The sequence below is a fragment of the Corallococcus silvisoli genome, from assembly GCF_009909145.1.
Taxonomy (GTDB): Bacteria; Myxococcota; Myxococcia; order Myxococcales; family Myxococcaceae; genus Corallococcus; species Corallococcus silvisoli.
Genome location: NZ_JAAAPJ010000007.1, coordinates 151,823 through 170,732, shown reverse-complemented (window position 1 = coordinate 170,732; position 18,910 = coordinate 151,823). Strand labels below are relative to the sequence as shown.

Here is an 18,910-nt window from a genome sequence, read left to right as displayed (position 1 = left end):
CCATCGGAGGTGTCCACCCGGCGACCCTCCCGGCTGGGGGCCCGGCCGCCCGCTCGCCTCCCGGGTGGCCAGCAAGCGTGGAGCCGCGCGGGCATACTGCGCCCCCGTGAGCGAGAACGACGCGAAGGCCCGGCCCTCCCCCGACTTGCAGGCGGCCCTGGCCGCGTTCCGGGAGGCCGTGGGCGAGGCGCACGTCAACGTGGACCCCGACGCGCTGGAGGCCGCCCAGACGGCCACCTTCGCCACCACCCAGCGCGTCCCCGCCATCGTGCGGCCCGCGGACACCGCGCAGGTGCAGGCCTGTCTGCGCATCGCGGCGGCGCACCGCGTGCCGGTGTACCCGGTGAGCGCCGGCCGCAACTGGGGCTACGGCTCGCGCGTGCCCCCCGGCGACGGCAGCGTGCTGCTGGACCTGGGGCGCATGAACCGCATCCTCGCCCACGACGAGCAGCTGGCGTACCTCACCGTGGAGCCCGGCGTGACGTTCCGGCAGGCCCACGCGTGGCTGCGCGAGCGCGGCTCCACCACGTTCATCACCACCATCGGCGGGTCGCCGGACGCGAGCATGGTGGGCAACGCGCTGGAGCGCGGCGACGGACGCGGCCCCCACGCGGACATCTTCCAGCACGTGTGCGCGCTGGAGGCCGTCCTGCCCACGGGGGAGCGGGTGGAGACGGGCCACGCGCGGTTCCCCGAGTCGCGCGCCGCCCCCGTCTTCCGCTGGGGCCTGGGGCCGGTGCTGGACGGCCTCTTCAGCCAGTCCTCGCTGGGCGTGGTGACGCGGATGACGTTCTGGCTGTCGCGCAAGCAGCCCTGGCTGCGCGAGTTCTTCTGCGCCGTGAACGACGACGCCCAGCTCTGGGACATGGTGGACCGGCTCCAGGCGCTGGCCCTGGACGGCACGCTCCGGGGCAGCTTCTTCTTCTGGAACGACATCAAGGCCTTCAGCGTCACCCAGCAGTTCCCCTACGCCTCCGTGGGCCGCACGCCCCTGCCGGACTGGGCCCGCGACAAGTTCCGCGAGGGCTTCGGCCGCTGGGCCATCAGCGGCGCCCTCTCCGCCCCGGACGCCGAAATGGGCGCCCTGCTGGAGAAGCGGCTCGCGCGCGCGGTGGAGGGCGCCTTCCGCCCCCTGTCCTTCGGCCCGGTGGCCCCCGACGGCGAGAGCCCCTTCCAGGGCGTCCCCACCGAGGCCAACCTCGCCATGACGTACTGGCGCAAACGCACCCCGCGTCCGGAGGACCCGGACCCCGACCGCGACCGCTGCGGCTTCATCTGGTGCTCCGTCGCCGTGCCCTTCACCGGCCAGGAGGCGAAGCGCGCCGTGGAGATCGCCGACCGCGTCCCCCGCCTCTTCGGCTTCGAGCCCAACCTGGCCCTCCTCGCCCACTCCCCCCGCTGCCTCTATCTGGTCGCCGCGCTCGCGTATGATCGCGACGCCCGCGGCGAGGACGCCCGCGCCCAGGCCTGCTACCGCGCCCTTTCCCGCGAACTGGCGGACGCCGGGTACCACCTGACCCGAGCCGGACTCCAGGCGCAGGAGGCCGCACCACCCGTGCGGGACGACTCCCCGGAGGTGGGCCGGCGGCTGAAAGCGGCGCTCGATCCCGAGGGAATCCTGGCTCCCGGGAGATCCGAGCCCTGAGGCACGGGTGGATCAGCGGAGAAAAAAGAGGAGTGGAAACTTTCCGCGGCCCCCCCCCGATAAACTCTCAAGTCACAAGATTTCCCACCGCGCCTCGCGCCGCCGGAGCCCTTCGCCATGTCCATCGAGACCAACCGCTACCGCCCCGTGTTCCGGAACCCCACGACGACGCCCCCGGCCAACGGGACCAACGTGCGCCGTGAGGTCCAGGCGCAGACGCAGAACCGGGCGCAGGGCGAGGCGACGATCGACCTGAACCGCGGCGTGCAGGGCAACCGGGTCACCACCAGCAACCAGGCGAACCCCTCCACCACGACGGACATCCAGAAGCAGCTGGAGACCAGCCGCTTCGACCAGACGGTGGCGCAGGGCGAGTGGAACAAGAGCTGGACCGCCGCGTCCGGTGAGCACACCTTCGGCGACCCGAACGGCAACTTCCACACGACGGTGGAGGGCCAGGCGCTGACGGCGGACGTGGGCGCGCAGGGCAACGTCTCCATCGACCCGCTGCACGGCAAGATTGGCGCGGAGGGCTCCGTCGACGCGAGGGCGGACCTGGTGCGCGGCTCCGTGGAAGGCCACGCGGACAGCGCCCTGGGCCGCTCGCAGTGGGGCGCCGAGGGCAACGTGGGCGCCGAGGCGGGCGCCACGGGCCAGGTGGTGTTGGATCCGCTCCACGGTCAGGCCGCGGCCTCCGTGAAGGGCGAGGCCTTCGCCGGCGCCCGCGCCAGCGCGGAGGTGAGCCAGGAGATCGGGCCCGCGACCGTCACGGCGGGCGCGGAGGCCTTCGCCGGCATCGGCGTGGAGTTCGAGGCCAACGTCGGCCTGAAGGACGGCAAGCTGTCCGCCAACTTCGACGTGGGCGCGGCGCTGGGCATCGGCGCCAGCCTGGAGTTCGGCTTCTCCGTGGACGTGGGCAAGCTCGGCGACACGGCGAAGAACGTCGCCGAGGGCGTGGGCCACGCGGTGCAGAACGTGGGCGAGGGCATCAAGAACGTGGGCGAGGGCATCAAGAACGTCGGCGAAGGCATCAAGAACGCGCTGACGAGCTGGTAGTCCGCCGCATCGCACCGACGCTCTTCCCAGGGCCTCGTCCATCCGGGCGAGGCCCTTCCTTTTTCCCCGTTGCTCGACAGCCCCCGGCCCCTGGGGGAGACTTTCCCTTATGAACTCTCTGGAAACCCTCCTCGCGCAGGGCCAGGTGGCCCAGGCCAAGGCCGAGGCCGAGAAGCTCCTCGCGAAGAACCCCTCCCACCGCGACGCCCTGGTGGTCATGGCCAAGCTGGCGCTGGTGGAGAACAAGGTTCCCCAGGCCGAAGGGCTGCTCGCCAAGGCGGAGGCCGGCGGGGCCACGCCGGAGACCGGCCTGGTGCGCGCCAACATCGCCGCGCAGAAGGGCCAGCTGGACGCCGCCCTCAAGGCCTACCAGGGCGTGCTCGCGCTGGACCCGAACCGCGCCGAGGCCCACTTCGGCAAGGGCATGATGCTGATCAAGCAGGACAAGGCGCCCCAGGCGCTGGAGGCGCTCACCCAGGCGGTGAAGCTCTCGCCCCAGCAGCCGGTGTTCCGCTACCGCCTGGGTCAGGTGCAGCTGGAGGCGGGCAAGACGGACGCGGGGCTCGCCACGCTGCGCGAGGTCATCACCCAGCAGCCGAGATTCGTGCCCGCGTACCTGAGCCTGTCGCACGCGCTGGCCTCCGAGGAGAAGCTGGTGGACGCCCGCCGCGTGCTGGAGCAGGGCCTCAAGGCGGTGCCCAACCAGCCGCGCATGCTGGCGTCCGTGACGGTGCTGTCCATGGCGCTGCGCGACCTGCGCACGTCGTACCAGGCGGCCTCCGCGCTCGCGGCCCAGCGCCCGAAGGACGCGGACGCCCAGGCCAACCTCGCGCAGCTGATGCTGGCGCGCGGGCAGATCGAACAGGCCCGGCACCTGTGCCAGACCATGGCGTCGCTGGGCGTCTCCAGCGAGTCCCTGAAGATGGCGGAGGCCACCTGCTTCGAGGCGCAGGAGCCGCCCGCGTACGACAAGGCCATCACCGCGTACGAGCAGGGCATGGGCGTCGCGCCGGACGGCTGGCGGGCCGCGAACAACCTGGGCCAGCTGCTGCTGCGCATCCCCGCGGAGCCGGCGAACGCGAACCTGCCGCGCGCGGTGACGGTGCTGGAGGAGGCCGTGCGCCGCGCCCCGGAGCGCCCGGAGCCGCTGCTCAACCTGGCGCTCGCGAAGGCGCGCCTGGGCGACGAGAAGAAGGCGAAGGAGCTGGTGCAGAAGGTGCTCGCCATGCCGCTGGCGGAGGACACCGACCTGCACGAGGAGGCCGTGCGCCTCTCGCAGGCGCTCGCCAAGGCCTGAAAGCCGCGCCGCGCCCGCGCGGGGCCTTGCGTCCCCGCGCGCGCCTACGCGTTGAAGTCGAGCGTGGGCACGTCCTCGTCGCCGGACGCGGACTGGAAGACGTGCCACGCGGTGGCCAGGTCCTGGAAGGGCAGGCCCACCCCGGCGAACACCGTCACCTGCTCCTGGGACGTGCGCCCGGGCTTGAGGCCCGCGAGGATCTCCCCCAGCTCCGCGTGGATGGCGGACTCGGTGAGGCCCGCCGCGCCCGCGGCGCCGGTGGAGACGCTGAGCCCGCGGTGGTCGCAGACGAACAGCGACTGCTGGAGCAGGTCCTGGGACAGCTCCGCCTTGCCCGGCTCGTCCGCGCCCAGCGCGGTGATGTGCGTGCCCGGCCGCACCATGCCCGCGTGCAGGAAGGCCTGGTGGCTCCACGTCGCCGTCACGACGATGTCCGCGTCCTCCACCGCGTCCGCCACGGACGTCTCCACGCGCACCGGCAGGTTCAGCTCCTGGTACATGCGCGTGGCGAACGCCGCCGCGTGCGCGATGTTCGTGTCGAAGACGCGCACCTGGCTGAGCGTGCGCACCAGCCGCAGCTGCTTGAGCTGGAGCACGCCCTGCTGGCCCGCGCCCACCACCGCCACGCGCGTCGCGTCCGGCCGGGAGAGCACGTCCGCCGCCAGCGCGCCCACCACGCCGGTGCGCACGGCGGTGAGGTGGCCGGAGTCCATCACCGCGAGCAGCCCGCCGGAGACCAGGTCATGCAGGTGCACCACGCCCTGGATGGCGGGCTTCTGCCCGGGGAACTTCGCGTGCACCTTCACGGTGTACGCGGGGATGCCGGGCACGCTGCCAGGGAAGAGCACCAGCGCGGTGCCCTCCGAGTGCAGCGGCGCCCGCGCGCGCTGCGGGGCCACCGTGCGGGCCAGGGCGTCGGTGCGGAAGGCCTCGCGCAGGTCGTCCAGGAGCAGGAGCGCTTGGAGGTTCCGGGCCACGGCGGAGCGGTTGAGCAGGAGGGTGCGCATGCTGTGACGGCCACCCTACCCCGAGCCCCCGGTGCGCAGGACGGAAGATGGGCGCGAGGCCGCCGAGCGCCCGAAGGTGAACGGCGCGCCGGGCGGCCCTCCCCAGGTCCGGCCCACGGCCGACGGCCGGGGGCTCGGGGTGGTGCCCTCCACCGGACGGAGGGACGAGGCGGGGCGCCAACACCATGCGCACCGTTTCCCGGGGGGCGGCGCGACCGGGCGAGGGCCCGGGGAGACTGGCGATGCAGGAGCCGGATCCACACTCCGTGAACGCGAGCACGGCAGGCGAGCCCCGCCTCGCCGCGGCGGACTTCCTGCGCACGCATCACGACGCGCTGCTGGAGGACTGGCAGCAGGCGGTGCTGGAGCACCTGCGGGGACAGGTGCCGGCACGCGCGCCGTGGCTCATCGACCACATGCCGGAGCTGCTCAGCACGCTGGCGGACGCGATGGAGTCCGGGCCGGAGGCGCTGGATGAGCACCTGGAGCGGGTCCACGCCGCGGCCCGGCTGGACGAGGGCTTCGACCTGGGCGACGTGGCCCAGGAGTACGCCCTCCTGCGCCGCTGCATCCTCCACCGGCTGGAGGCGCGGGAGCAGCCCCTGCGGACCGGCGACCTGACGCGGCTGGAGGAGACGCTCGACCGGGTGGTGACCCGGACGATGACGTTCTTCTGGACCATGAAGCAGCGCACCCTCCAGACGCTGAACCGCATGGCCGAGGCGACGCTGGATGACCCGGACATGGAGACGCTCCTGGAGCGCCTGCTCACCCGGCTGATGGAGGCCGCGCTCACCGTGGACGCGGCGGCGGTGATGCTGCTGGAGGGCGACGCCCTCATGGTGCGCGCCGCCGTGGGCCTGGGCACCCAGGAGGTGAAGGGCGCGCGCGTGCCGCTGGGGCGGGGCGTCACCGGGCAGGCGGCCCTGGAGCGGCGGCCCTTCTTCATCCGCTCGGCGGCCACCGACCCGCGCGTCCTGTTCGCCCCGCTGCGGCAGGCGGGGCTGCGCGCGCTGTATGGCCTGCCGCTCCTGGACGGCGAGCGGCTGCTGGGCGTGGCGTACATGGGGTCGCGCACGGCCTTCGCCTTCTCCGACTCGGATGTGCTGCTCTTCCACGCGGTCGCCGAGCGGTCCTCGGCGCACATCGCCCAGACGGAGCTGCACGCGCGCGAGCACGCCGCGCGCAAGGAGGCGGAGCGGTCGCTGGCGCTGCTGGACTCACTCCTGGACGCGGTGCCCGTGGGCATCGCGTTCCTGGATCCGGACCTGCGGTACCTGCGCATCAACGGCCTGCTCGCGGCCCTCAACCGCAAGCCCGCGGAGGCGCACCGGGGCCGCACGCTGCGCGAGATGGTCCGCGAAGGCGCCGCGGACCCCATCGAGCGCGCGATGAAGCAGGTGCTGGAGCTGGGGCAGCCCGTGCAGGACGTGCTCATCGAAGGGCCGGACCGGGGCGGGCTGGGGTACTGGCGCGCGGACTACTTCCCGGTGCGCACCGCGGAGGGCGTGCTGCTGGGCGTGGGCGGCACGGTGGTGGACATCAACGCCTACAAGCGCGCGGAGGCGGCGCTCCAACAGGCCATCGCCTTCCGCGAGGAGCTGCTCGCGGTGCTGGGGCACGACCTGCGCAACCCCCTGCACGCGGTGAACGCGTCGGCCTTCATCCTGGGGCGGGCGCGGGGCCTGGACGACGCCTCCCTCCGCGCGGTGGACCGCATCCGAAAGTCCTCCGCGCGGATGGCGCGGATGATCAACGACATCCTCGACTTCGCGCGCAGCCGCCTGGGCGGCGGCATCCCCGTCACGCCCGAGCGGGTGGACATGACCGAGCTGTGCCAGGGGGCGCTGGAGGAGTTGCAGGTGACGTACCCGGAGCGTCCGCTGGCCCTGGAGGCGCGGGGTGACGACCTGTGGGGGCACTGGGATCCAGACCGCGTGTCCCAGGTGCTGGGCAACCTGGTGGTGAACGCGCTCCAGCACGCGAAGAGCGACACGCCCGTGCGCACCACGCTCAGCGACGAGGGACCGGACGTGGTGATGCGGGTGCACAACGAGGGCGACCCCATCCCGGCGGCGCTGCTGCCGCGCCTGTTCGACCCGTTCAAGGAGTCGAGCACGCCGGAGGAAGGCGCCAGCCGGCGCAGCCTGGGGCTGGGGCTCTACATCGTGCACGAGATCGTCCAGGTGCACGGCGGCAGCGTCCACGTGGAGTCCAGCCTGGAGCACGGCACCACCTTCACCGTGCGCTGGCCTCGAGTCCCGTCCCGCCCGCCCTGAGCCCCGTCACGGCGTGGCCTTCACCTCCGGCGCCGGCGTGATGGCCAGCGTGTGCACGGCCTCCGCGAGCATGCGCGTGCTCAGGTCCAGCGTCTCCAGCGCGATGGACTCATCCGGGGCGTGGCCGGTGTAGGGCTCGTTGGGGAAGGCAGGCCCGAAGTCCACGGCGCGAGGGAACAGCCGCGCGTAGGTGCCGCCGCGGATGGAGCCGGGCACCGCGTCCGGGGCCTTGCGCTGCCGCTGGTAGATGTCCATCAGCGTCTTCACCAGCGGGCCGGACGTGTCCGCCACGTGCGGGTCGCCCAGGTAGCGGCCGGAGGACTCCTTCACCTGACCGCCGGAGTCCTCGCCCACGCGCTTCGCGGCGGCGTCCAGGGCCGCGTTGAACGCGGCCGCGTCCTGGCCCTGCGGCCGGCGCATGTTCACCCCCAGCGACACGCTGCCGTCCTTCACGCGCAGCACGGTGGGCGCCACGAGCAGCGGCCCCATCAGCGCGTCCTGATACGCGAGCCCCAGCTTGTCGCCGTGGTGGTCTCCGTCGAAGCGCTTCGCGACGACGCGCAGCAGGGCCGCGATGCCGTTGTCCTCCAGCGGCAGCCGCGCGGCCACGGCGGACAGGTCCCACAGCGCGTTGTGGCCCTCATCCGCGGTGGACGAGTGCACCGCGACGCCGTGGGCGGTGAGCACCACGGCGGCGCCCTCGCGCTTCGCCTCGGCCTTCAGGTCCTTGCGCGCGGGCGCCTCCTGGGCGATGGCGGCCTTCACGGCGGCGAGCAGCGACTCGGGGGTCTGGCCCTTCACCGGCTCCAGCTTCAGCGTGGCGGTGCCGGGCACCTGGGTGAGGAACTCGCCCGCGCTCACGTCCACGGCGCGCGCGATGGAGCCCTCCTTCGGCGCGGCCGAGGCCGGGCCCACGGGCGCCTCCAGCGTCCACGCGACGAAGCCGGACTGCGCGGCCATCACCGGGTAGCCGGAGTCCACGGAGATGACGTGCGTGGGCGTGGGTTCGGTGTCCGCGTACCGCTTCATGCCGTTCCAGTCGCTCTCCTCGCCGTTGCCGATGATGACGAGCACCTTGCCTCGCGGCTTCAGGCCCAGGTCCTTCGCCATGGACAGCGCGACGAGCGCGGAGGCGATGGGGCCCTTGTCGTCCTCCACGCCCCGGCCGTACAGGCGGCCCTTCTCCACCACGGGCTTGAAGGGCGAATGCTTCCACTCGTGGGCGGGCGCGGGGACGACGTCGCCGTGGAAGACGAGCCCCAGCAGCGGCTCGCCCTCGCCCCAGGACAGCTCGAAGACATCGTTCTCACCCACGGTGCGGAAGCCGAAGCCGTGCGCCTTCGCCCAGGACTCCAGCGCGCGGCCCATCGCGGCCACCTCCGGGCTCTTCGCCGCGGGGGCCTCGCTGCTCACGGTCTTGAAGCGGACGAGCGTCTGGGTGAGGGACACCACGTCATCCAACGCGCAGGCCTGGATGTAGGCGGCGTAACGCTCCGCGGCGGGGGTGCCCTTCAGGGCAGCCTCGGAGAAGCGGGCGGCCCGGGCCACGGGCTTGCCGGCGCAGCGAGGGTCCTTGGCGGCGAGGGCGGCGGCGGGCGCCAGGAGACAGAGGGTGGCGAGGAAGGAAGTGCGCATGAGGGTCCTTGGGGAACCGTCGAGAGGACGGGGCATTCCAGGTAGGACGAAGGGCGGGGAGGCGGCCATGCGCCGGGCGTGAAAATCGGGACGCCCGGGGCTAAAGCTAGAGCATGTTCTTCACGTCTCCGAAGAAGTCGAGGCTCCCCACTCCGCAGGAGGCGCTGCCGGGCCGCCCGCAGGAGATGCCGGTTCCACAGAAGCACACCGTGCTGAGCACCCCGCTGAAGGGGCCGGTGCCGGAGGGCTTCGAGACCGCCATCTTCGGCATGGGCTGCTTCTGGGGAGTGGAGCGCAAGTTCTGGCAGGTGCCGGGCGTGTACTCCACCGCCGTGGGGTACGCGGGCGGGCTGACGCCGAACCCCACCTACGAAGAGGTCTGCTCGGGGCTCACCGGCCACAACGAAGTGGTGCGCGTGGTCTACGACCCGAAGAAGGTCCCCTACGCGCAGCTCTTGAAGCTCTTCTGGGAGAACCACGACCCGACGCAGGGCATGCGTCAGGGCAACGACGCGGGCACCCAGTACCGCTCCGGCATCTACTACGCGAACGACGCGCAGAAGCGCGCGGCGGAGGAGACGCGCCAGACGTATCAGGCCGCGCTGAACGCGAAGGGCCTGGGCGACATCACCACGGAGATCCTGCCCGCGCCGGCCTTCTATTACGCCGAGGACTACCACCAGCAGTACCTGCAGAAGAACCCTGGGGGTTACTGCGGCGTCGGCGGCACCGGCGTGAGCTGCCCCATTGGCGTCGGCGTCAGCGCCTGAGGACGCGGTGAGGTCGCTGGGGCCCGCGCTCCACGCGGACACGGGCCCCGCGCGCGGACGGTGCGAGGCGGCGAAGCGGAGCGCTCGGACGAAGCGCTCCACGAGCTCGACCGCCACGGGCGCGCGGATGGCGTTGAGCGGCGAAGCGGGGCGCACAGACGAAGCGCTCCACGAGCTCGGCCACCGCGGGCGCGCGGAAGGACGGGCGCCCTACTCCGCGGAGGCCGGCGCCAGGGTGGCGGTGGCCGGCGTGCCCGCGTTGGCGCGCTCCAGGTGCGGCCCCAGCTGGCCGGTGGCCATGAGCGCCGCCATCCGGAAGTCGGAGATGAGCGACCAGAGCGGGTACTTGAAGGTCGCCGGACGGTTGTGCTCGATCTTGAAGTGGCTGGCCCACGCGAAGCCGTAAGCGGCCACCAGCGCGGCGGGAACCAGCGCGCCACGCCCGGTGACGGCGGCCGTCACGCCCAGGCCCACGCCCAGGCTCGTGCCCGCGAAGTGCAGCCAGCGTGTCGACGCATGCGAGTGCTCGCGCAGGTAGAACGGCCAGAACTCGGCATAGGTCTGGATGCGGTCGGACATGAGGTGAAGTTGTGTCCAGCTCCCCGCCTCCCGTCAACCCGCTCCCGCATGCGGCGTGTAGGCAGCGACACCGGTCGGCCCACGCGTCCCGGCAACCCGGGCGGCACCGTGGACTGGCGAGCAGGCGACCAGGCCCGACGCAGCCCGTCGTTTTCAGACGGCCCGGGAACAATCCGGTGCGGGCGGCATGGCCGGGAGGAGGCAGGGGGTGCGCGTGTCGTGAAAGACTCGGGGACGCGCATGAACGACTGGACGCCCAAGCTGAACCCCACGGTGGACCTGCGCCGCCTCCCGCTGAGCGCGGAAGAGGGCTTCGTGCTGTCCCGCCTGGACGGCCATACCCGCGCCCGCGACCTGCCCGCGCTCACCGGACTGCCGCCCGAGCGGCTGCGCGACATCCTCACGCGGCTGGTGTCGCAGGGAGCGTTGCTGCCCGGAGTGGAGCCTTCCCCCGTGAACACCGTGAGGCAGGACACGGCGCCGGCCCAGAGCAGTGCACCGCCCCCGTCGCCTGCGAGGACCTCCGCGAGCGCGGCGGCCGGCTCCGGCGCGCATGCCGGTGGCGCCGCCTCGGTCCCGCACGAGGCCAGTGACCTGGAGCCGCTGCCGGAAGCGGAGGCCACGGAGGGAGCCCCCGAGGAACCCGAGCCCGCGGACGACGTGCCCGAGGCCGTGCTGGGCGACTACCGCAAGCTCTTCGAGACGCGCCTGCACGCATTGCCGGAGGACCAGCGGGTCGCGCTCGCGCACGGGGCGGAGGATCCAGAGCTGTCCGCGCTGTGCTTCGACCCGGTGCCCGCCGTCATCAAGGCCGTACTGGAGAACTCGCGCGTCGGGCTCGCGCACGCGCGGCTCATCGCGCGGCACCACCGCAACCCGGTGGGCCTGGAGGCGCTGGTGGCCCGCGCGGCGTTCGCTTCGGACACGGGCGTGCGCCGCTTCCTCGTGCGCAACCCGCAGCTGCCCGTGGCCCTCTTCCGCCGCCTGTGGGCGATGCGCCGCCTGATGGAGCACCATAAGCTCACGGTGGACCGCGACGTGCCGGAGCAGACCCGCCGCACCGCGCGCGAGCTGCTGCGCCAGCGCTTCTCCACGGGCCCCTCCGAGGAGAAGGTGGAGCTCATCCTCAACACGGAGGGCCGGGCCCTGGGCGCGCTCGTGGGCATGCCCGTGGACGGCAAGACGACGTCGCTGCTCTGCGGGCGCACGTACCGCTCACCCATGCTCGTGCAGAACATCGCGCGCTGGAGCGCCGCGCCCCCCGCCCTCATCACCCACCTGCTCAAGCAGGAGCTGGTGCGCCGCCAGCCGCAGCTCCGCGCCATGCTCGCTCGACACCCCAACGCGCCCGCGGACGCGAAGCGCGCCTGAAGCGCCCCTCTTGACTACAACTGTAATCATGCCATATCCCTCGTGACTACAACTGTAGCCAGGAGGGATGCCGTGAGCAGACCGCTGCGTGGACAGGTGGACCCTGACGGACCTCCCGAGTCCCCCTCCAGGGGAGCCCGGCCGCTCCCTCCGTTCATCCGGGAGGGACTGGGGTGGATCCTGGCGATCCAGCTCCTGCTGGCCTTCATCTGGGTGGGGCCGCCGCGCGCGGAGCTGTTTCCGGTCCTCCAGGTCGCGCTCTCCATCCGCATGACTCCAGTGGCACACGAGCAGGCCAGGTGGGACGCGTGGCTCCCGGCTACCGCCTCCACTTCCTCGTCGCTGCTGGACGTGCTGCACACCCGGGTCCACCAGGCGCGCGTGTGGTTGAAGGCCGCGGCCACGGTGCGTCGTCACGCCGTCCCCCTCCTGCGCGCGGAGCTGGAGTCCTGGTGGCACGAGGCGCTGGCGGCGCAGGCCCGCTTGGAGGCGCGATGCGCGTCCTGAGCCACTTGCGGACCGCGTGCGCCGCTTCCTCGCGGTGAGCTTCAACCGCTGACGGAATTGAGACACGGGCATGCAGCGGCGGGCCCATGGGAACCGTCATCCAAACCCGTCATGACTGGCACTCCTCCGCGCAAACCCTCACCCTCGCGCCGTGGCTCAAGGCCGCCGCGCGGTGATGAGCGGCTGGTTGAAGCCCGTCTCCTCCGGCGTGTACCAGCGGGGATCCACGAGCCCCGCCTTCGTGAGCGCCTGCTCCAGCTCCACGCGCTGCAACAAGCGGTAGATGCCGGTGTGCTCGGTGGTGTGCCAGACGCCGGACTCCTGGCGCAGGATGAACTGGCGCACCGTGTACTGCCTTTCATCCACCGCCCAATCCCAGACCTGGAAGAGGACGCGGCGGCCCAGCGGCGTGTCCAGCACCCGCTCCGCCGTGAAGCGCGGCCGCTTCTCCAGGAGCGCCGAGTGGTCGCGCAGGCTCGCCACCAGCAACCCGCCCGGCACCAGTCGCGACGCCATCGCGTTCGCCGCGTCCTCCAGGTCCGAGTCCTCCAGCAGGTGCGCCATCGCGTTGTCGCACGACATCACCACGTGGAACGTGCCCGGCACCTGCCAGTCCAGCATGCGCATGTCCGCCACGCCGGTGGTGAGGCTCACGTGCATGGCCCGGGCTTCCCGCTCCGCGCGGGCCACCGCGGAGGGACTCAGGTCCGTGGCGTGCACCGCGTAACCCCGAGCCGCCAGCCCCAGCGCCTGCGTGCCAATGCCGCACGCGCAGTCCAACACCCGGCGCGGAGGCGGCGCGCCTGAGCGGCGCAGCAACGCGTCCAGCACCGCGCCCTGCCGGTCCACCGCCTGCTCCCAGTCCGCGAAGAGCAGGTGGTATTCCTCGGCCAGCCCTTCGTAGAAATCCAGGACGCTGTCAGACATGACGGCTTCCTCCTTAACACCCTCCTACGTCCCGTCACGCGCGCCGATGCAGGACGTCGCCTGGCCGCCCTGCCCCTGGCAAGGAGGCCTTCTCTCCCGCGAAGCTGTTGCCCGGAGGACGGGGCTCCGAAGCGCTCACCGGGGCTTTCGGGGCGCCAGGGCAGGATGGGATGTCGTTCCCGGCGTGAAGCGCACGCGCACTCGAAGCAAGGAGCCCCGATGCTGATGTTGACCCCCTCGCAGGTCCGTCTGGGACGGTCCGCCGCCGACAAGGCGGAGGCCATCCGGCAGGTCGGGCAGGTGATGGTGGACGCAGGCTTCATCGCGCCCGGCTACGTCGACAGCATGCTCCAGCGCGAGCAGGTGTCCGCGACCTACCTGGGCCACGGCATCGCCATTCCCCATGGCCTGCCAGCGGCGCGGGACCTGGTGCTCCAGACGGGCGTCGTCGTCGTGCAGTTCCCCGCCGGGGTCGCCTGGAATCAGGAGGGCCACGCGCGCATCGTCGTGGGCATCGCGGCGAAGTCCGATGAACACCTCCAGGTGCTCGCCAACCTCACCGGCGTGCTGGGCGACGAGGCCCGCTCCGAGGCCCTGGCCCACACGCGAGACCCCGCCGTCATCATCCACGCCCTCAACGGCACCGACTCCGCGCCGGAGCCTCCAGCCGCGCCCCCCGTCATCGAGGGCCGCCACCTCCAGGTCGCGTCCCCATCCCCGGAGGGCCTGCACGCGCGCCCGGCCACCGTGCTGGTGGAGGTGGTGCGGCGCTTCCGCGCGGACGTCACCGTCCACCACGAAGGGCGGCAGGCCAACGCCCGCAGCCTCCTGTCGCTCCTGCGCCTGGGAGCCCGGAGCGGCACGACCCTGACCTTCACCGCGACGGGCGATGACGCGGACGCGGCGCTCGTCGCGCTGCGCGAAGCGTTCGCGTCCGGGCTGGGCGAGGAGCCCCCCGCCGCGCCCCTCCCGAGCGCGACGCCCAGGCCCGCCGTCACGCTCGACTACGAGGGCACGCTGGTGGCGGGGCTGTCCGCGTCGCCGGGCATCGCCGCCGGGCCCGTGTGGACCTTCCAGCGGGAGCGGCTGGAGGTGGAGGAGCGCGCCGCCGACACGGCCCGCGAGCACCGCCTGCTGGAAGAGGCCCTGGCGGGCGCGGCGGCGGAGCTGCGCCAGTTGCACGAAGGCTTCCTGACGAAGGCGGGGGCGCGGCGGGCCGCCATCTTCAAGGCGCACCTGGAGCTGCTGGACGACCCGGAGATGCTGTCGGAGTCCCACGTCCTCATCGACACCGGCTTCAGCGCGGGGGCGTCCTGGCGCCGCGTCTTCGAGAACCGCGCGGAGGCGCTCGCGATGCTGGACGAGCCGGTGCTGGCCGCTCGGGCCGCGGACCTGCGGGACGTGGGCCGGCGCGTGCTGCGCCCCCTGGCGAAGGTGGTGGAGGGCGAGGCCGCCTTTCCGGTTCACCCGGTGGTGCTGCTGGCGGAGGACCTGGCTCCGTCCGACACCGCGAAGCTGGACCCCGCCATGGTGCTGGGCCTGTGCACGGCGGGCGGCGGCACCACATCGCACACGGCCATCATCGCGCGCTCGCTGGACCTGCCGGCGGTGGTGGCGGCGGGGCCGTCGGTGCTGGACCTGCGCGACGGACAGCACTGCATCCTGGATGGGGACGCGGGCGTGCTCGTCGTGGAGCCGTCGGAGCGGGACCAGGCGAAGGCCGCGCACCAGCTCGAGCGCATCCGGGCCCGGCGCGAGGAGGAGAAGCTGGAGCGCTACCGGCCCGCCATCACGCTGGACGGCAAGCGCGTGGAGGTGGCCGCGAACATCAGCGAGGCCGCGGACGCCCAGAAGGCCGTGGACGCGGGCGGCGAGGGCGTGGGCCTGATGCGCACCGAGTTCCTCTTCCTCCAGCGCGACGACCCGCCCGACGAGGAGGAGCAGTTCCAGGCGTACCGCACCATGGTCCGCGCGCTGAACGGGCTGCCGCTCATCCTGCGCACGCTGGACATCGGCGGCGACAAGCAGGTGCCCTACCTGTCGCTGCCGGCGGAGGAGAACCCGTTCCTCGGCGTGCGCGGCATCCGGCTGTGCTTCGAACGGGAGGACCTGTTCCGCACGCAGCTGCGCGCCATCCTGCGCGCGTCCATGGAGGGGCCGGTCCGCATCATGTACCCGATGGTGGCGATGCCCGAGGAGCTGGCGAAGGCCCGCGCCATCACCGAGTCCGTGCGCCAGGAGGTCGGCGCGGCGCCCGTGGAGACGGGCATCATGATTGAAGTCCCATCGGCGGTGATGATGGCGGAGCGGCTGGCGCGGGACGTGTCGTTCTTCTCCATCGGCACCAACGACCTGACGCAGTACGTGCTGGCGATGGACCGGGAGCATCCGGTGCTCGCGCCGCGGGCGGACGGCCTGCACCCGGCGGTGCTGCGCATGGTGGACCTCACGGTGCGAGCGGCGCGCAAGGCGGGCATCTGGGTGGGCGCGTGCGGCGGCATCGCGGGCGACCCGTCCGGCGCGGTGGTGCTGTCCGGCCTGGGCGTCACGGAGCTGAGCGTGGCCATTCCCAGCATTCCGTCGGTGAAGGCGCTGCTGCGCGGCATCCGCATGGAGGAGGCGGAAGCCGTGGCCCGGGACGCGCTGGAGTGCGGCGGCGCGGCCGAGGTGCGCGAACGGGTGCGCCCGCTGCTGAACCGGAAGGGAGCGCGGGCATGAGGCCAGTGAAGCCGGGCGTGGTGACGGTCACGTTGAACGCGGCCATCGACCAGACGCTGGAGTGTCCGGGGTTCACGGCGGGCGCGGTCAACCGCGTGGTGGCGGAGACGCGAACGCCGGGGGGCAAGGGCATCAACGTGGCGGCGTTCCTCGCGGGGGGCCCCCGCCCCGTGACGGCGGCGGGATTCCTGGGCACGGACAACGTGTCGCTGTTCGAGGCGCTCTTCCACGAGCGCGGCATCCAGGACCGCTGCATCCGGCTCCCAGGCTCCAGCCGCGTGAACATCAAGGTCGTGGACCGCACGAGCGGCGCGGTGACGGACCTGAACCTGCCGGGGCTCCGCGTGCCGGAGGAGGCGCTGGACGCGCTGATCACCACGCTGGACGTACTGACCGAGGACCACGGGTGCTTCGTGCTGTCCGGCAGCGTACCGGCGGGGGTGCCCTCGAACATCTACGCCACGTTGACGCAGCGGCTGCACGCGAAGGGCGTGGTGGTGGCGCTGGATGCCAGCGGTGAGCCCCTGCGCCACGGGGTGGCCGCGAGGCCGGACTTCGTGAAGCCGAACGTGCACGAGCTGGGAGAGCTGGTCGAGCGTCCACTGAAGACGCCGGGAGACGTGGCCCGGGCCGCGCGCGAACTGCACGCAGGAGGCATCGGGCTCGTGGTGGTGTCGCTGGGTGCGGAGGGGGCCCTGTTCGTGTCGCACGAAGGCGCGTGGCGCACGCTGCCGCCGCCGGTGGAGGTGGCGAGCACGGTGGGTGCGGGCGACGCGCTGGTGGCGGGCGTGCTGGCGGCGAGGCTGGACGGCCATGACCTGGAGACGTGCGCCCGCAGGGGCACGGCCTTCGCAGCGGGGAAGCTGGCCAGGGTGGGACCAGTTCCTCCAACGCCGGAGCGGGTGGCGGAGCTGGTATGCGCGGTGCGGATGCATCCGCTGGGCACGGGCTGAGACAAGGGAGGGGCCGGTTCCCCCGATGGCGGAGCTGGTATGCGCGATGCGGATGCACCCGCTGGGCACGGGCTGAGACAGCGCTACGGCAAGGACACGACGACGATGGCGAAACTGGTGGCGGTCACCGCCTGTCCCACGGGCATCGCGCATACCTTCATGGCCGCCGAGGCGCTTCGTCGCGTGGCGGAGCTCAAGGGGCACGACCTGATGGTCGAGACGCGCGGCGCGGAGGGCGTGCGCACGCCGCTCGATGAAGCGGCGGTGGCCCAGGCGGACGCGGTCATCCTCGCGACGGACATCACCGTGGACGAGTCGCGCTTCCACGGCAAGCCGCTGGTCCGCACCTCCACGGCGACGGCCATCCGCGACACCGAACGCATCATCGACGAGGCCATCGCCCGCGCCACTCTGCACCGCACAACGGCGGCCGCCGAAACCGTACCGGTGGACCTCACCCGCCCGAGCACCGGAGCCGAGGAACATCCATCCCTCGCGCCACGCCGCGCTGACGCGCCCACGAAAAGCGTCGCCTCGTCCCCCGCCACCTCCAGCGCCCCGCGCCGCGCGGACGCCCCCACGACGAGCGTCGCCTCGTCCCCCGCCACCTCCACCGCCATTCCCCGCGCGGACGCGCCCACGACGAGTGTCGCCTCGTCTCCCGCCAACGCCACGCCCCGCGCGGAAGCACCCACGACAAGCGTCGCCTCGCCCACCACCTCCAGCCCCCCGCGCCGCGCGGACGGAACGCCCCCGCGCACGCCGCCATCCACCGCGCACGCGAAGACCCTGGTCGCGGTAACGGCCTGCCCCACGGGCATCGCGCACACCTTCATGGCCGCGGAGGCCCTGACGCGCGCCGCCCGCGCGAAGGGCTACTCCATCCGCGTGGAGACGCAGGGCTCCGTGGGCGCGAAGAACACGCTGACCTCGGAGGAGATCGCCCAGGCGGACGCGGTCATCATCGGCGCGGACACGCACGTCTCCACCGAACGCTTCGCGGGCAAGCGCCTGCTCCAGACCTCCGTCGGCGAAGCGCTGAAGCAGGCGGACCGCGTCGTGGAGCAGGCCCTCGCCCTGCCCGCGCCCCCGGGCGCGACACCGGCCATCCCCATCCCAGGCGCTCCCGCGAGGGCCGAACCCACGGGCGTGTACAAGCACCTGCTCACGGGCGTGTCGTTCATGCTGCCGTTCGTCGTCGCGGGCGGCCTGCTGCTGGCGCTGTCGTTCGTCTTCGGCATCGACGCGTACAAGCAACCCGGCTCGCTGCCCGCCGCGCTGAAAGGCATTGGCGACGCCGCCTTCGCCCTGATGGTCCCCGCGCTCGCGGGCTACATCGCGTACTCCATCGCGGACCGGCCCGGGCTCGCGCCGGGCTTCATTGGCGGAATGCTGGCGAACCAGCTCAACGCGGGGTTCCTCGGCGGCATCGCGGCGGGCCTGCTCGCGGGCATCGTGGCGCGCACGCTGCGCGACCGCATCCGGCTGCCCGCGAACCTGGAGGGCCTCAAGCCGGTGCTCGTCCTCCCCCTGCTCTCCGCGCTCATCGTCGGCCTGCTGATGACCTACGTCATCGGAGCACCCGTCGCCGCGCTGATGGGGGCCCTCACGCGCTTCCTCCACGGCCTGTCCGGAACGAACGCCGTGCTCCTGGGCCTGCTCCTGGGCGCGATGATGGCCGTCGACACCGGAGGCCCCATCAACAAGGCCGCGTATGCCTTTGGCGTGGGCCTGCTGGGCTCCAACACCTTCACCCCCATGGCCGCGGTGATGGTCGCGGGCATGACGCCGCCGCTGGGCCTGTCCCTCGCCACCCGGGTCGCGAAGCAGCGCTTCACCCTCCAGGAGCGCGAGGCCGGCAACGCCGCCGCGGTGCTGGGCCTCGCCTTCATCACCGAGGGCGCCATCCCCTACGCGGCACGCGACCCGCTGCGAGTCATCCCCGCCATGGTCTTCGGCTCCGCCATCGCGGGCGCCGTGTCCATGGGCTTCGGCTGCACGCTGCGGGCGCCTCATGGCGGCGTCTTCGTGCTCGCCATCCCCAACGCCGTGCAGCCGCTGGGGCCCTACGTGCTGGCGCTCGTCGCGGGCACGCTGGCCACCACGCTCGCGCTCGTCGTGCTCAAGCGGCCCCTGCCCGACACACCAGGGCCCTGACGAGGCGCC

14 protein-coding genes are annotated in these 18,910 nt (G+C 72.8%); 10 read left to right on the top strand and 4 right to left on the bottom strand.

Features of this window, described 5'->3' with window-relative positions; genetic code table 11:
- Positions 1 to 106: 106 nt before the first annotated feature.
- From GTY96_RS15040 to GTY96_RS15030, 3 genes are all read left to right on the top strand, one after another.
- Positions 107 to 1,645: an FAD-binding oxidoreductase gene (locus GTY96_RS15040; protein WP_161665094.1), complete on the top strand. Its 1,539-nt coding sequence runs from the start codon at positions 107 to 109 to the stop codon at positions 1,643 to 1,645.
- A 117-nt stretch (positions 1,646 to 1,762) separates the two neighbouring features.
- The gene (locus tag GTY96_RS15035; RefSeq protein WP_161665093.1) at positions 1,763 to 2,701 is read left to right on the top strand and encodes a hypothetical protein; all 939 of its coding nucleotides are present in this window, start codon (positions 1,763 to 1,765) and stop codon (positions 2,699 to 2,701) included.
- A gap of 109 nt (positions 2,702 to 2,810) precedes the next feature.
- Entirely contained in the window at positions 2,811 to 3,998 is a 1,188-nt protein-coding gene (locus GTY96_RS15030; RefSeq protein ID WP_143903660.1) for a tetratricopeptide repeat protein, read from the top strand.
- Between the two features lie 44 nt (positions 3,999 to 4,042).
- On the opposite strand, the gene GTY96_RS15025 is transcribed toward GTY96_RS15030, so the two are convergent.
- Positions 4,043 to 5,005, bottom strand: coding sequence for an ornithine cyclodeaminase family protein (locus GTY96_RS15025; RefSeq protein WP_161665092.1), 963 nt, complete (start codon positions 5,003 to 5,005; stop codon positions 4,043 to 4,045).
- 266 nt (positions 5,006 to 5,271) lie between these two features.
- On the opposite strand from GTY96_RS15025, the gene GTY96_RS15020 reads away from it, so the two are divergent.
- A complete protein-coding gene (locus GTY96_RS15020) occupies positions 5,272 to 7,284 on the top strand; it encodes an ATP-binding protein (protein WP_328700886.1) in 2,013 nt (670 codons plus the stop codon).
- A gap of 6 nt (positions 7,285 to 7,290) precedes the next feature.
- On the opposite strand, the gene GTY96_RS15015 is transcribed toward GTY96_RS15020, so the two are convergent.
- Positions 7,291 to 8,919, bottom strand: coding sequence for a Sapep family Mn(2+)-dependent dipeptidase (locus GTY96_RS15015; protein ID WP_161665091.1), 1,629 nt, complete (start codon positions 8,917 to 8,919; stop codon positions 7,291 to 7,293).
- Between the two features lie 113 nt (positions 8,920 to 9,032).
- Between GTY96_RS15015 and msrA the strand changes: the two genes are divergently transcribed.
- Positions 9,033 to 9,689 (top strand): peptide-methionine (S)-S-oxide reductase MsrA, encoded by a 657-nt coding sequence (gene msrA / locus GTY96_RS15010; protein ID WP_161665090.1) that lies wholly within the window; start codon positions 9,033 to 9,035, stop codon positions 9,687 to 9,689.
- A gap of 210 nt (positions 9,690 to 9,899) precedes the next feature.
- Here the strand turns inward: msrA and GTY96_RS15005 are convergent, their stop codons facing one another.
- A complete protein-coding gene (locus GTY96_RS15005; protein WP_161665089.1) occupies positions 9,900 to 10,268 on the bottom strand; it encodes a DUF962 domain-containing protein in 369 nt (122 codons plus the stop codon).
- Between the two features lie 240 nt (positions 10,269 to 10,508).
- Between GTY96_RS15005 and GTY96_RS15000 the strand changes: the two genes are divergently transcribed.
- Together GTY96_RS15000 and GTY96_RS14995 are read left to right on the top strand one after the other, a co-directional pair.
- Positions 10,509 to 11,639 carry a hypothetical protein gene (locus tag GTY96_RS15000; protein ID WP_201756094.1) on the top strand — a complete coding sequence of 377 codons (1,131 nt, stop codon included), beginning with the start codon at positions 10,509 to 10,511 and terminating at the stop codon, positions 11,637 to 11,639.
- Positions 11,640 to 11,711: 72 nt separating this feature from the next.
- The gene (locus GTY96_RS14995) at positions 11,712 to 12,146 is read left to right on the top strand and encodes a hypothetical protein (protein ID WP_161665088.1); all 435 of its coding nucleotides are present in this window, start codon (positions 11,712 to 11,714) and stop codon (positions 12,144 to 12,146) included.
- 156 nt (positions 12,147 to 12,302) lie between these two features.
- Here GTY96_RS14995 and GTY96_RS14990 read toward each other — a convergent pair whose 3' ends face one another.
- Positions 12,303 to 13,073: a class I SAM-dependent methyltransferase gene (locus tag GTY96_RS14990; RefSeq protein WP_161665087.1), complete on the bottom strand. Its 771-nt coding sequence runs from the start codon at positions 13,071 to 13,073 to the stop codon at positions 12,303 to 12,305.
- 225 nt (positions 13,074 to 13,298) lie between these two features.
- Between GTY96_RS14990 and ptsP the strand changes: the two genes are divergently transcribed.
- Genes ptsP through GTY96_RS14975 form a run of 3 tightly spaced genes read left to right on the top strand, consistent with a single transcriptional unit; the run spans position 13,299 to position 18,901 of the window.
- On the top strand, positions 13,299 to 15,791 hold the full coding sequence (ptsP, locus tag GTY96_RS14985; RefSeq protein ID WP_235685626.1) for a phosphoenolpyruvate--protein phosphotransferase: 2,493 nt from the start codon (positions 13,299 to 13,301) through the stop codon (positions 15,789 to 15,791).
- Positions 15,788 to 16,744 carry a 1-phosphofructokinase gene (gene pfkB, locus GTY96_RS14980; RefSeq protein ID WP_161665085.1) on the top strand — a complete coding sequence of 319 codons (957 nt, stop codon included), beginning with the start codon at positions 15,788 to 15,790 and terminating at the stop codon, positions 16,742 to 16,744. Before ptsP ends, pfkB begins: the two co-directional genes overlap by 4 nt.
- 39 nt (positions 16,745 to 16,783) lie before the next feature.
- Entirely contained in the window at positions 16,784 to 18,901 is a 2,118-nt protein-coding gene (locus GTY96_RS14975; RefSeq protein ID WP_201756093.1) for a PTS fructose-like transporter subunit IIB, read from the top strand.
- Positions 18,902 to 18,910 lie beyond the last annotated feature (9 nt).